General features: G+C 53.2%; 14 protein-coding genes. 7 read left to right on the forward strand and 7 right to left on the reverse strand.

Annotation, left to right across the window (positions count from 1 at the left end):
- Positions 1-23 precede the first annotated feature (23 nt).
- Positions 24-1193, reverse strand: a complete 1170-nt coding sequence (gene hemW / locus B7L15_RS11820) for a radical SAM family heme chaperone HemW (protein ID WP_085919172.1) — start codon at positions 1191-1193, stop codon at positions 24-26.
- Entirely contained in the window at positions 1186-1794 is a 609-nt protein-coding gene (rdgB, locus tag B7L15_RS11825; protein WP_085919173.1) for an RdgB/HAM1 family non-canonical purine NTP pyrophosphatase, read from the reverse strand. Before rdgB ends, hemW begins: the two co-directional genes overlap by 8 nt.
- Positions 1795-2060: 266 nt before the next feature.
- On the opposite strand from rdgB, the gene B7L15_RS11830 reads away from it, so the two are divergent.
- From B7L15_RS11830 to B7L15_RS11855, 6 genes are all read left to right on the forward strand, one after another.
- Positions 2061-2753, forward strand: a complete 693-nt coding sequence (locus tag B7L15_RS11830) for a LuxR C-terminal-related transcriptional regulator (RefSeq protein WP_085919174.1) — start codon at positions 2061-2063, stop codon at positions 2751-2753.
- Positions 2754-2775: 22 nt separating this feature from the next.
- Positions 2776-3309 carry a CsgE family curli-type amyloid fiber assembly protein gene (locus B7L15_RS11835; RefSeq protein ID WP_085919175.1) on the forward strand — a complete coding sequence of 178 codons (534 nt, stop codon included), beginning with the start codon at positions 2776-2778 and terminating at the stop codon, positions 3307-3309.
- Positions 3309-3731 (forward strand): curli assembly protein CsgF, encoded by a 423-nt coding sequence (locus B7L15_RS11840; protein WP_085919176.1) that lies wholly within the window; start codon positions 3309-3311, stop codon positions 3729-3731. The genes B7L15_RS11835 and B7L15_RS11840 overlap by 1 nt, the downstream gene beginning before the upstream one ends.
- Positions 3732-3810: 79 nt before the next feature.
- On the forward strand, positions 3811-4641 hold the full coding sequence (locus tag B7L15_RS11845; RefSeq protein WP_085919177.1) for a CsgG/HfaB family protein: 831 nt from the start codon (positions 3811-3813) through the stop codon (positions 4639-4641).
- A 248-nt stretch (positions 4642-4889) separates the two neighbouring features.
- Positions 4890-5420, forward strand: a complete 531-nt coding sequence (locus tag B7L15_RS11850) for a hypothetical protein (RefSeq protein ID WP_254902927.1) — start codon at positions 4890-4892, stop codon at positions 5418-5420.
- Positions 5421-5477: 57 nt separating this feature from the next.
- Complete coding sequence (locus B7L15_RS11855) at positions 5478-6278, forward strand: hypothetical protein (protein WP_085919178.1); 801 nt, start codon at positions 5478-5480, stop codon at positions 6276-6278.
- A gap of 54 nt (positions 6279-6332) precedes the next feature.
- Here the strand turns inward: B7L15_RS11855 and B7L15_RS11860 are convergent, their stop codons facing one another.
- The 5 genes from B7L15_RS11860 to B7L15_RS11880 form a co-directional block, all read right to left on the reverse strand.
- Entirely contained in the window at positions 6333-6698 is a 366-nt protein-coding gene (locus B7L15_RS11860) for a hypothetical protein (protein WP_233337315.1), read from the reverse strand.
- Positions 6699-6772: 74 nt separating this feature from the next.
- On the reverse strand, positions 6773-8053 hold the full coding sequence (gene hemL / locus B7L15_RS11865) for a glutamate-1-semialdehyde 2,1-aminomutase (RefSeq protein ID WP_085919179.1): 1281 nt from the start codon (positions 8051-8053) through the stop codon (positions 6773-6775).
- Between the two features lie 35 nt (positions 8054-8088).
- Positions 8089-8898 (reverse strand): bifunctional hydroxymethylpyrimidine kinase/phosphomethylpyrimidine kinase, encoded by an 810-nt coding sequence (gene thiD / locus B7L15_RS11870; RefSeq protein WP_085919180.1) that lies wholly within the window; start codon positions 8896-8898, stop codon positions 8089-8091.
- On the reverse strand, positions 8898-9329 hold the full coding sequence (gene hemJ, locus B7L15_RS11875; protein WP_085919181.1) for a protoporphyrinogen oxidase HemJ: 432 nt from the start codon (positions 9327-9329) through the stop codon (positions 8898-8900). The genes thiD and hemJ overlap by 1 nt, the downstream gene beginning before the upstream one ends.
- 2 nt (positions 9330-9331) lie before the next feature.
- Positions 9332-11140: a chloride channel protein gene (locus B7L15_RS11880; protein ID WP_085919182.1), complete on the reverse strand. Its 1809-nt coding sequence runs from the start codon at positions 11138-11140 to the stop codon at positions 9332-9334.
- A 129-nt stretch (positions 11141-11269) separates the two neighbouring features.
- On the opposite strand from B7L15_RS11880, the gene argC reads away from it, so the two are divergent.
- Positions 11270-12304, forward strand: coding sequence for an N-acetyl-gamma-glutamyl-phosphate reductase (argC, locus tag B7L15_RS11885; RefSeq protein WP_085919183.1), 1035 nt, complete (start codon positions 11270-11272; stop codon positions 12302-12304).
- The last annotated feature ends 123 nt before the right edge of the window (positions 12305-12427 follow it).

The following is a 12427-nucleotide window of genomic DNA, read 5'->3' on the forward strand; positions in this document are numbered from 1 at the left end:
AACATTGTCATCTACTTATGAAGTTACTCGTCGCTTATCAAAGCCAGCAACTCGTTCAAGAATAATAGACCTTGAGGCGATGCTTGCAGTCTTTTGGGCATTTCCATCAAAAGTCCTTTTTTCTCGGCATTGTGTAAACGCGCCAACAACACCTCAACCGGCAACCCCGTATGCGCTGACCACATGGAAACAGGAACCCCTTGGGTCAGACGCAGCGCATTCATCGAGAACTCCAGCGGCAGTTCGTTTGCAGCAATAGGCTGCTTGCCTGCAATAAAACCGCGCGGATCATTTACGCGTCTTAAATAGGCATCTGGCTGACGCGTTTTCCAACGCCGCTCAATATGCCATTGCCCCTGTGTATCAACATGACTCAACTTCCCGTGAGCGCCCGCCCCGATGCCCAGGTAATCGCCAAATTGCCAATAATTGAGATTATGCAGGCTCTGTCGATCAAGGCGCGCGTAAGCGGAAATTTCATAACGTTCCAGTCCCGCCTGCTGTAAACGTGAATGGCCCTGATCCTGAATGTCCCAAAGGGTTTCTTCATGAGGCAAGGTCGGTGGATGGACATAAAACGCCGTGTTGGGCTCTAGTGTCAATTGGTACCAGGACAAGTGTTCAGGTGATAACGCCAGCGCTTGCTCAATATCCGCCATCGCCAGTTGAGACGTCTGCTGCGGCAGGCCGTGCATAAGGTCAATATTGAGGTTATCAAAACCCGCCTGACGTGCCTGCCTGACGGCACTGACGGCCTCTTCACCACCGTGAATTCGACCCAATGCCGCCAGCTGTTCTGAATGAAAGCTTTGCACCCCGAGCGAAAGCCGGTTGATACCGGCATCTCGGTAACCGGTAAAGCGGCTTTGCTCAGTCGTACCCGGGTTGGCCTCAAGGGTGATTTCAATCGTCTCTGAAAATGGTAAGCGAGCACTCACTTCGCTTAAAAGGCGTCCATAGAAACCTGGCGAAAGCAGGCTTGGGGTTCCTCCGCCGATAAATATGCTCTGTATGGTTCGCCCCGCCGCCAGCTCAAGATCGCCATCAATATCCTGTAACAACGCCTTCAGGTAAGCGGCTTCTGGTAATTCGTTACGCTTGGGCTCATGGGAATTAAAGTCACAATATGGGCATTTTCGCACGCACCACGGCGTATGGATATACAGCGATAACGGTGGCAACGGCTCAGCCATGGGCCACCTTCAACACGTCGACTAACCCGCTCAGAGCACGACCACGGTGGCTCAAGCGATTTTTCGTTTCGCTGGGTAATTCCGCCACGCTTGAACTCTGATCGGGCAGCCAGAATAGTGGGTCATAGCCAAAGCCGCCCTCACCGCGCGGGTGTGCCAGCACTTCGCCTTCCCAGCTACGCTGCACAATAACGGGCACCGGGTCTTCAGGGTGTCGCAGGTAAACCAGAACACACCAATAACGTGCCGATCGCTGCCCTTCCGGGCAATCCTGCAAGGCTTCAAGCAACTTGGCATTATTACGCTGGTCGCTTTTGGGTTCGCCTGCATAACGGGCGGAATAGATGCCCGGTGCGCCCTGTAACGCATCAACCTCTAGACCTGAGTCATCGGCAAGGGCCGGTAATCCACTTTGGCGGCTCGCTTCACGAGCTTTAATAAGCGCGTTTTCCACAAAGGTCACGCCCGTCTCCGCCACGTCGTGGACACCGTAATCAGCCTGGGTACGCACATCGAACCCAAGTGGCGCTAATAATTCATTGAATTCTTTCAATTTACCAACGTTTCCGCTGGCAAGCACAAGCGTTTGAGTACTGGTCATCCGGCGAGCTCCTAGGGTGAACTACCAGTCTACGCATGCCCCTTGTTCGAAAAAAGCAATCCAAATGTAACGCGATGTATTTCCATCAAAAATTTTTCAAAGATTATGAAAATAATAAACCAATATATTCATATACTTATTCTTAAATCACCAATTAATTTCATCTTATTTGATGATTTTCTAGTAACATACGTTTACATTTAAAAACTATTAGACAACAATAAAATGGCTACCTGCTAATGCGTGATTTCTATGAGGGTCCTCCAATGCCGCAGGAAAAGGCTACAGATACGGTATTTGTCGTTACCGAAAAAAGCCCACAATCACAACTATTTGCTGAATATCTAGGGACTCATACCGAGTGCCAAGTGCATATCCAGTCACCTAATGAACGGATCACGGCCCCGTCATCGGGTAACACCCTGATGTTGATCGATAGCGATCACATAAGCGTTGATACCCTGCCAGACTGGCAGCATCAGCTCCCTGAGACGCTCAATAACGCGCCATTAGCTGCCTTTAACATCCGTGATATGGATCATGCACTTGAAGCGTTGTCCTGCGCGCAGTTGAAAGGGGTTTTCTATCGCCATGAAAGCCTGGATGTCATCTGCAAGGGCATTCATGCGCTGCTCGAGGGCGAGCTATGGATGTCCCGGGAGCTCATGACGCGGTTGATCCTGTTTTATCGCAAATATCAAAACAACGCTTTCAGGCCCGCCTGCGGTCTCACAAACCGTGAAATGGAAATTATCTCGCTGTTGAGTGCCGGGGCTTCCAACCATCAGATTGCTGAAAAACTGTTTCTTAGCGAACACACCGTTAAGTCTCATCTCTACAACATTTTTCGCAAAATCAACGTGCACAACCGTATCCAGGCACTGAATTGGATCCATCAGAATTTGGGCCCCATCCTGCCCAACATTGAAACCGCACGTAGTTTGCAGCGTCGCCACTAGTGCATGGCAAAGGGGATTGACGATGAAAGCAGTGCGCTATAAGACCGCCATCATCTGTTATTTCTTGCTATGGGCAAGTGCGACGACTCACGCCGAAGAAATGACAGAGACCGTATCACCCACTGCCAATGGGCAAGCGGCACTTGCCGAAGAACAAGCCGCAGTCGACGCTATCAACCAGCTTGCTGGCCCAGATGGCGCTAAAGCAGAACAACCCAGCAACGGCAGCGAATTAACCGGCATCATGGTGGACCGCACCATCACGATGGCGGGTAAAACCTTCTACCGCGCTTTCAGCCAGCGCGCCATGGGTAACCCGATTATTGGCAACGCCACTATCACCATCCAGGAACGCCCCGACGCCCGTTGGGGAAGCCAAGTATGGATCATGGAAGGCAATCAGATGCATTTCCGTACCCAACTCTCTCCCAGAATCAGTGAGGCTGATCGCACAGCGGGGGAAGCCGTACAAATCGTGGAAGAAGCTCTACTTCGTCAACAACTGACCTCAGCGCTATCTTCCAACAAAGACTTAGGAAGTGAGGAGTTACGATAATGAAAACACAGGCCATTCGCACCGCAGGTATCGGCTCAGCGCTGCTGGTCGGACTGTTAACGCTGCCAGTCCACGCTGGGGAAATGATTTACGAGCCGCTGAACCCTTCCTTTGGCGGGGATCCTTTTATGGGCAGCTACATGCTCAACAAAGCCCAGTCCCAGGATACCAATACCGATCCAAACACCCGGGATATTGAGCGTCTTTCATCCACCGAGCGACTAATTCAAAGCCTGGAGAGTCGCTTGATTTCACAGCTGTTGACCGATGTCGGCTCAGGCGACATCAGCGAAGGGGGCTTCGACAGCGATGAATTCAGCGTGGTAGTTCGCGATGAGGGCGGGGAACTGGTAGTACGCGTCGTCGATAAGCTGACAGGGGACGTGACCAATATCAGCGTTGGGGGTTTATTTAACCCATGAGATAGCCCATCCATCAACGCAAAGTTGTACGAACTAAAAAACCAAACGTCATAAATGATGGATAAGTCAGGGGATCATCATGAAGATTGTAGCTACATTTTTAATTGCAGGTTTGCTCAGCGGCTGCGCGGGAATGGTCGCCAATTCCGAAAATTTGGAAGGGACCCAAGCGACATTAACGCCGCGGGGAGCCACCTACCAGGATCTTGTCTCGCTACCGCCACCAGCAGGCAAAATTTTTGTCTCGGTATATGATTTCCGCGATCAAACCGGGCAGTATCGGCCTGCGCCCGCCAGTACCTTTTCCACGGCAGTGACCCAAGGTGCCGCTGCGATGTTAACCGGCGCCCTGGCAGATTCTGGTTGGTTCATCCCACTGGAGCGGGTGGGCCTGCAAAATCTGTTAACAGAGCGACGTATTATTCGTGCTGAGTTCGAGCGCTTTAATCAACCCGATACTCTCCCCTCATTACGTGCTGCTTCGGTCATGCTGGAAGGTGGTATCATTGCTTACGAATCTAATATACGAACCGGCGGTGCGGGGGCAGAATATTTTGGGATTGGGGCGTCGGGGGAATACCAGGTTGACCAAGTAACGGTTAACTTGCGAGCGGTGGAAATTTCTACGGGTGAAGTACTTGCCAACGTAACGACAACAAAGACCATCTACTCGAAAGAACTGCGCGCTGGCGTTTATCGTTTTATTGATTTTAGACGCCTTTTGGAAGCAGAAGCAGGCATCACTACCAACGAGCCAGTCCAGATGGCGGTAATGTCCTCTATTGAATCAGCGGTTATCCACTTAATTGCTCGGGGCGTAGAAAACAACCTTTGGAACCTCAGCAACGACGTTAACTTTGCAGACACGGTTCTTGCTGATTACTTGAATGCCCCCATACCCCAGTTGTAATTGGTCAAATAATGGGAAAACATAAATTATAAAATTAACAACTTATTAAGGCCATGCATACTGCATGGCTTTTTTATTTTAATACTAGAGCCCAAAAAAAGTATTAAGAATATAGTACCATAAAAGACGAATATAATTAAAAAAATCGTCTTACAAACCCTAAAACTTACGATAGCGAAGCCCGCCAAATAGTCCAAACTCAACACATAGAATACATTTGGATACAAAATGTTTCAGAGGGCTTCATCATGAAACGGCAGCGCGTCAATAAAGCATCAATGGGGATTTCCCCAGCCAAACATTCAATGTTGTTGGCAACACTATTGGCCGCCAGCATATTTACTGCCGCACCAGTTAATGCTGACGACAGTCGCATCGAGCAGTTCTTTAACCAGGTTGATATCAATAACTATCGGGGCAACTACAGCATTATTGACCAGATAGGTAATAACAATAGTGCCACGGTAAACCAATCTTACTCAGCTAGTTACCAACGCGGTAATTTTTCCAAGATATTTCAGTTCGGTAACTTTAATACCGCCAATATCGCCCAAAAGGGTGGCAACAATTTTGGTGTGATATTGCAAAAAGGCAATGCCCATGAAGCCAGCATTACCCAAGCAGGTGATGCACGGGAACTTCTAAAAGCAAATGTCTCCCAGTCTGGCAGTAATAGTTATATACAGATTTCACAATCGGGGAGTGGCTACCGCAGCATTAACGTAGAGCAAAATGCTTTCTCGGGAAATGCGCGTCCAGTCACCGTCGAAACCTACTGAGCAACACTGGTTGCCTCAGTAATAACTAAAGCAAGTAAATCGTAAAGGGGAAACACCATGAAAACTCAAATGACTGCTATCGCCGCCGCTATCGCGCTTGCCATGAGTGCATCTGCCCTGGCGCAAACATCACCAGGACCTGAATTCAACGGTTCACGCAATACCATTGATGGTATGGCTGGCCCATCCTATGACGGCAGCGGCCTGGGCAATGACTCTTTAATCGACCAGACCGGCGATTTCAACTCAACCAACGTTGTTCAGTGGGGCACGCAAGATTCCCGCATCAAGCAAATCGGTGATTTTAATACCGCCAACGTAGAGCAGGACGATGTGGTGGGTGGTTCAGGAGTGGGTGAAAACTATTCATTAATCGAGCAGCGCGATAAAGGAAACCGCGCAGACGTCTCACAAGTTGGTGACGAAAACGACTCCATTATTGACCAACGTGGTGGTAAATTCGGCGGCAGCTGGGCCTTCAACTACGCTAATGTCGTCCAAGATGGCGAGCTGAATGATTCATGGGTTGAGCAGGATGGCTACCGCAACAGCTCCAGTGTGGTACAAGACGGCGAGCTAAACGACAGCTACGTTAAGGCTGTAGGTGATTTCAACAAGACCTACACCACACAGACTGGTGACGAACTGGATAGCGATATTATCCTGTCAGGCAACGGTAACTACACTGCTGTTGAGCAAACCGGCTATGGCCACGATTCGTTCGTTCGCTCCGTCGGTAACTACAATTACAATAGCGTCAATCAGAGCGGTGCAATGGGAGATCCTTCTCAGCAAAACTTCTCTCAAATCCGCACTACTGGCTCTTTCAACTATAACTATGTTCAACAAGGCAACTAAGCGCTCATAACGCTGCCTTGATCAAAACCGCCTCTTCTCAGAGGCGGTTTTTTATTATCTGATCGACACCGTTAGCGTACCGCCCTTGCCCTGAGTAGACGAACGCGAGCGGTTGCTACCTTTCTGAATATCCACTTCCAGGCGATCACCATCGCTTAACAACTTGACCGTGCCTTCCAGTGCGGTGCCTTCAAAATTGAATTCCGCCGGTACCGTGCCGTTTTCCTCGATATGTTCGGTAGTTTCACCCTCGTGGGTAATGCGCCAATGGGCGGAGAACGCCGCGCCTTCCGACCCTTCCATGGTAATACGAATCGGATTCATCGATGGTTCCTCAAGCGATTGAGCGCTTAGCGGTAGGTGAAGGGTTAACCCCATTGCCAATAGCGTGGCGCCTGGCCACGTCCAGAGTCGTTTCATAATGGCCTCTACAACGCAAAGAGCCGCTTTTATCAGCGGCTCTTTGAGTATAGCGGAGTTTTCGTTACTTGCTGTTACATTAAGGCAAAGGCTTTCTCGGCAGCATCCAGGGTTTTTTGAATATCTTCTGGCGTATGGGCGCTGGACATGAAGCCCGCTTCGAACGCCGAGGGCGCCAGATACACGCCTTGGTCGATCATCGCGCCGAAGAAGCGGCGAAACGCTTCGGGGTCACAGGCGGTCGCCTGGGCAAAGTTATCCACACGGCGTTGGCCGGTAAAAAAGATCCCGAACATGCCGCCTGCCGATTGGGTCATCATTGGCACATTGGCGGCGTTGGCGCGTTCCTGCAGACCGGTGCACAAGGTTTCAACACGTTGAGTCAGGGCATCATGGAAGCCGGGTACCTGAAGCTTGGTCAGAAGCGCGATACCAGCCGCCATGGCCAGCGGATTGCCGGAGAGTGTACCCGCCTGGTAAATCGGCCCCATCGGCGAAATGTTCTGCATGATCTCGCGTTTGCCGCCGAAGGCACCGACCGGCATACCGCCACCCACGATCTTGCCAAGGCAGGTGAGGTCGGGGGTCACACCGTAATGAGCCTGAGCACCGCCAAGGGCAACCCGAAAGCCGGTCATCACTTCATCAAAAATCAGGATACTGTCGTGCTCGTTACACACGCGGCGCAGCGTCTCGAGAAAGCCTGGCTGCGGCGGAATGCAGTTCATGTTGCCGGAGACCGGCTCGACGATGATACAGGCAATCTGATCGCCCATTTCTTCAAAGCATGCCTCAACACCTTCGGGGTCGTTATACGACAAGGTAATGGTATGTTCGGCAAGCGACGCCGGTACGCCGGGTGAGCTCGGCTCGCCATGCGTCAATGCCCCGGACCCGGCTTTAACCAGCAGCGAATCGGAATGCCCATGGTAGTTGCCTTCAAATTTGACGATCTTGTCTCGCCCGGTGGCGCCGCGTGCCAGACGGATGGCCGACATTGTGGCTTCGGTGCCAGAGCTGGTCATACGCACCATTTCCATCGACGGAATCATTTCGCAGATCAGATCCGCCATGGTGGTTTCAACCGCCGTGGGGGTACCAAACGATAACCCGTTATCCAACCTGGCACGGACCGCCGCAAGCACATCCTGGTCTGCATGCCCGGTAATCATCGGCCCCCATGAACCCACGTAGTCGACGTAGCGATTGCCTTCAACATCGAACAGATAAGCGCCTTGCGCGCGCTCCATGAATACCGGCGGGCGATGCAGCCCCTTGAAGGCCCGCACCGGGGAGTTAACGCCACCAGGAATATGGCGGCTGGCAAGTTCAAACAATTCAGCGGAAGTCGTCATGGCGTCCTCTTCATTAATTGCGTGGCGTCATCAAATCAAAAACGTGAAGCGCGCGGGGTACGATTGGGTAAAAACTGTCCGCTTGGCGTCTCATAGCCATGTGACAAGCTTTGCCAGGTATAGTGCTGAGCTTGCTCACACGCAGTAAGTAAGCGCTCACCTACAGCCAGGCGCGCAGCAATCGCGGATGCCAGCGTGCACCCTGAACCATGAAATTGTTCAGGTAGACGCGGCCATGGCCACTGCCGGGTATTATCCGGTGAATGCAGCGTCAGTAGCACCTGATCGTCATTGCCGGGTAGCGGATCATCGGTTGCTGACACCAGCACCGCCTGACAACCCAGCGAAAGCAAGGCCACCGCCCTGGCCGTATCGTCATCCGTTGACTGACACTCAGGCGTGAGTGCTGCCAACTCGGCCCGGTTGGGCGTCAGGATATCGACCAGAGGAAGCAGCCGCTCGATATACTGTTGACGCAATTCGGGGGTCGAGAGTTCAGCACCGCCACCGGCTTTGAGCACCGGGTCGGCCACCACCGGCACACCGGGGAAACGCCGGATAATCGATATCGCCGCCTCAAGGGTTGACTCGCTGCTAATCAAGCCAAGCTTGATGGCCGCCACCGGCAGAGTCGCGATCTCATCGACCATCTGGTTGATGAGATAAGCATCCGTGGGCACCACCCGCACTACGTTATGGCAGTTTTGAATGGTCAGCGCGGTGGGCACGGTCACCGCCCAGCCGCCGCAGGCAGCAATGGATTCGCTGTCGGCGATCAACCCGGCTCCGCCGGTCGGGTCATGCCCGGCCAGTACTAATACAACAGGAGGTAATGGTTGTCGCATCAGAACGGTTTCACCACCGCCAGCAAGATAATGCCGATCAGGCCAATCACCGGTAACTCGTTAAACCAGCGGAAAAATACATGACTTTTCGTGCAACGTGCCTGGCTGAACTGCTTGAAGTAAATCAGGCAGACGTGATGGTAGGCAATTAACAGCGCAATCAGCAGCAGTTTTACATGCATCCATCCCTGGCTGAGCCAGGCGGGTGCCAGATACAAAAGCCAGCCACCGAAAATCAGCACGGCAATCATCGACGGCATCATGATGCCCCGATAAAGCTTACGTTCCATGGTCGTAAAATACGTCATCGCTTGCTGATCATCCGCATCGCGTGCCTGGGCATGGTAGACAAACAGCCTGGGTAAATAAAACATGGCCGCAAACCAGGTTACCATCGCGATTAGATGAATCGCTTTGATCCATAAATACATTGTCACTCCTTAGGCCAAGGCTCTTTGTGAGATGAATCATTATCGCGAGGATCGCTGTAATGGTAATAACGCTCGATAGCGCCCCGGGTGATGATACCTGAAATACGCTGTTGTTTCGGCCGATTACCGTGAACCACATAAAGCGCGTCCAGAGCGTCATTCTGCAACGTCAAAAAGGCTTCGGAAAGGGTCGCCTGTAGCGCGATGGGTGCCATTTCAAGCCGCTCCCCAGGTACTTCCAATAAATCGATCAATCCTTCAGTTGAGGCGTTATCGCTTGACGACTCATCGTGTTCAATCATCCAACGCGCCAGGGCAGCGGCTTTTAGCCCAAGAACCGGCTTATCAGAACTGGATCGTTCGATCACCAGCCATATCGGGTTATTTTCCAGTAAGCGGCGCGCCTGATCGGGCGTTATCATCCGCGATGTGCGAACCAGATGACGCTCCATCACCGCTGGCACCGACACCCTGGATAGCGCTTGCATCAGCGGTTGCTGTAGCGGGTGCAGCCCATAGCGCACGCTGCTGATAAAAAACCCTTCGCAACCGGTTAATTGACGCGACGTCAAGCAGGCAACCACCACTGCCAACATTCCCGGCAACATGATACCTGGCGTATGGGTTAACTCCAGCAGAGCCATAAGCGCTGCCAGCGGTGCTTGCAAGACGGCTCCCATCATCGCGGCCATTCCCAACATGGCATAAATGCCCGGGTCAGCGGCTTTGGCTTCCCATACCCAGCCCCCCAAGTGGCCACTCAGGGCGCCTGTGGCGGCTCCTATCACCAATACCGGGCCGATGACCCCGATAGGTACCCCGCCGGCAACCGTCAGGGCCGTCACGGCAAGCTTTACCGCAATCAACGCCAGAAGCACCTGAACCGCCAACTGGTTATTGAGCGCGGCGGCCACACTGTCGTAGCCAATCCCTTGCACCTCAGGAAACCAGAAGGCGGCCACACCGGTTATAAGCGCAACAACACCCAGGCGGCCCCACAAGGGCCACTGCTGAAAACGCTCCAAACGCGATAAATGAATGAACCCGCCCGCCAACAAACCAATCACCAGGCCCGTCATCACCACCCAGGGCAGGTTCATTAATGAACCAAGGGCAACGTCGGGGATATGGAACGCCGGTTGATTGCCGTAAACCACTTGCGCCACCAGCGCCCCCATCATGGACGCCAATATAACGGGCATAAAGCTCATCATCGTGTACTCCATCATCACCACTTCCATGGCGAAGATGACACCGGCAATCGGGGTGTTAAACGAGGCTGAAATTCCCGCGGCGGTGCCGCAGGCAACCAGTACCCGTAAACTGTTGTTGGGTAGACGCATCCGCTGACCAAGGCCGCTCGATGCCGCCGCCCCAAGATGAATGGCAGGCCCTTCGCGACCCGCCGAGAGGCCTCCCAGTACGGCCACGACACCCACCCACCATTGGTTGAGCCAGTTACGCAGCGGGAAACGGCCTTGGTGGTAGGTCAAGCGTTCGATGACATGGGCCACGCCAAGCTTGCGGGCCGTGGCTTTCTGGCGGTAAAGCAAGGCGCCGATCAGGCCAACAGCGATAAACGGAAGCGCCACCCGCCCCCAGGGTGCCAGTGACTCAAACGCTTCAGGATTGCCCTCGGGCATATAAAGCAACGCCCCCGCAGAGAGTAGCAAGCGAAACACGACCATCAAGGCACCGGTAATCAGCCCCGACACCAAGCCCAATACGCATAGCTGCGGCAGCGCATCGACATTGGCCAACTGGCGCCGAAAACTGTCCAGGGTGAAATCAGATCGAGAAAAAAGCGCCACAGGCAACCATCCTTGCTCTTGTGTCTATACACTCTTGTGTATCATAGCTGGATACGCATAAACAGCTTGGTATCCTATGCTTAAGCCGTTGGCGATTCGTTTTGCGCTCAAAAACTGCAAGGAGTCATTGTGATTAAGGTAGGCATTGTTGGCGGCACAGGCTACACAGGCGTTGAACTGCTTCGGCTTCTTGCCATGCACCCTCACGTCGAAGTAACAGCCATCACGTCACGTTCAGAAGCGGGCGTGAGAGTCAGCGACATGTACCCAAATCTGCGCGGGCACTACGACACGCTGGCGTTTAGCGAGCCCGACGCCAAACAGCTTGGTCGTCTGGATGCGGTGTTTTTTGCCACGCCCCACGGGGTTGCTCACGCACTGGCCAGTGAACTGCTGGATCAAGGTACCCGCGTGATTGACCTCTCCGCGGATTTTCGCCTACGTGACGCCGACGAATGGGCGCAATGGTATGGTCAGCCCCACGGAGCACCTGCCTTGCTTGGCGAAGCGGTTTATGGCCTGCCGGAAATGCACCGTGAACAGATTAAAACGGCGCGCCTTGTCGCTGTGCCAGGGTGCTACCCCACTGCCGTTCAGTTGGGTTATCTGCCATTGCTGGAGGCCGGTTTGGTCGATGCCGGCCGGCTGATCGCCGACTGCAAATCAGGCGTCACGGGTGCCGGTCGCGGGGCTAAAGTCGGTTCGCTATTGGCCGAAGCCAGCGAATCCATGAAAGCGTACGGTGCTTCCGGGCATCGCCACTTGCCCGAAATCCGCCAAGGGCTGACAGACATTCAAGCCGGTGCAGTGAGCCTGACTTTCGTACCGCACCTGACGCCCATGATTCGCGGTATTCACGCCACCCTGTATTCGACGCTCATTGAAGCACCCGGTGACCTTCAGACACTGTTTGAACGTCGCTACGCAGGCGAACCCTGCGTTGACGTCATGCCCCCTGGCAGTCACCCGGAAACACGCAGTGTGAAAGGCACCAATACGTGCCGTATTGCAGTTCACCGCCCGGAGAATAGCGACACGGTAGTGGTGCTATCGGTGATCGATAACCTGGTGAAAGGGGCTTCGGGGCAAGCCGTTCAAAATCTCAATCTGATGTTTGGCTATGACGAAGCCACCGGCCTCAGTGCCCCGGCGGTTATGCCCTAGCCTCCATTGGGTCGGTAATAGTTGACCCTTTTGCTAGGTTTTACTCATAATTAGTATCCATGCAGTCTATTCGCTTCGGGGCGAGCGTCTGTCACTAAAACGACACTCGCCCCATTCGCTCAC

The organism is Halomonas sp. CSM-2, assembly GCF_002119345.1.
Lineage (GTDB): Bacteria > Pseudomonadota > Gammaproteobacteria > Pseudomonadales > Halomonadaceae > Vreelandella > Vreelandella janggokensis.

Bases quoted from the DNA above. Each gene is read 5' to 3' on its own strand.
- B7L15_RS11840 (WP_085919176.1), top strand. From the start codon at position 3,309: ATGAAAACACAGGCCATTCGCACCGCAGGTATCGGCTCAGCGCTGCTG.
- thiD (WP_085919180.1), bottom strand. From the start codon at position 8,898: ATGCGACAACCATTACCTCCTGTTGTATTAGTACTGGCCGGGCATGAC.
- hemL (WP_085919179.1), bottom strand. From the start codon at position 8,053: ATGACGACTTCCGCTGAATTGTTTGAACTTGCCAGCCGCCATATTCCT.
- hemW (WP_085919172.1), bottom strand. From the start codon at position 1,193: ATGGCTGAGCCGTTGCCACCGTTATCGCTGTATATCCATACGCCGTGG.
- B7L15_RS11850 (WP_254902927.1), top strand. From the start codon at position 4,890: ATGAAACGGCAGCGCGTCAATAAAGCATCAATGGGGATTTCCCCAGCC.
- rdgB (WP_085919173.1), bottom strand. From the start codon at position 1,794: ATGACCAGTACTCAAACGCTTGTGCTTGCCAGCGGAAACGTTGGTAAA.
- B7L15_RS11860 (WP_233337315.1), bottom strand. From the start codon at position 6,698: ATGAAACGACTCTGGACGTGGCCAGGCGCCACGCTATTGGCAATGGGG.
- B7L15_RS11835 (WP_085919175.1), top strand. From the start codon at position 2,776: ATGAAAGCAGTGCGCTATAAGACCGCCATCATCTGTTATTTCTTGCTA.
- B7L15_RS11855 (WP_085919178.1), top strand. From the start codon at position 5,478: ATGAAAACTCAAATGACTGCTATCGCCGCCGCTATCGCGCTTGCCATG.
- B7L15_RS11830 (WP_085919174.1), top strand. From the start codon at position 2,061: ATGCCGCAGGAAAAGGCTACAGATACGGTATTTGTCGTTACCGAAAAA.
- hemJ (WP_085919181.1), bottom strand. From the start codon at position 9,329: ATGTATTTATGGATCAAAGCGATTCATCTAATCGCGATGGTAACCTGG.
- B7L15_RS11845 (WP_085919177.1), top strand. From the start codon at position 3,811: ATGAAGATTGTAGCTACATTTTTAATTGCAGGTTTGCTCAGCGGCTGC.